Origin of the sequence: Pseudoalteromonas sp. SG41-2, assembly GCF_014164535.1 — a bacterium.
In the GTDB taxonomy this organism is placed as follows: domain Bacteria; phylum Pseudomonadota; class Gammaproteobacteria; order Enterobacterales; family Alteromonadaceae; genus Pseudoalteromonas; species Pseudoalteromonas rhizosphaerae.
On record NZ_JACJFK010000138.1, the window covers coordinates 1 to 239 of the forward strand.

General features: G+C 43.1%; 1 protein-coding gene. It reads right to left on the minus strand.

Annotation, left to right across the window (positions count from 1 at the left end; all coding sequences use genetic code 11):
- Positions 1–239 (minus strand): GAD-like domain-containing protein (locus tag H5186_RS22800; RefSeq protein WP_310736908.1); only part of this gene is annotated, 239 nt, incomplete at both ends.

Below are 239 nucleotides of genomic sequence, written 5' to 3' on the forward strand. Positions count from 1 at the left end.
CTGATTTCCACAGAATGTCCGGTTTTCTCACCGTAGAGTTTTAAATTGCCCCAGGCATTACGCGCTATAACATAATAAATATCATCTTGCTCAAACGGGGTGTCTTCTAAAAATCGGTCAAGAATGTCTTGATAATCCGCTGGATTTGTCAGCCAAAATAAACCATCGGCAAAGCCGCTAAAACCGAGTATTTGCCAGTATTCAAGTAGCTGGTCAGGCAGTTTCCCTCGATACGCTTC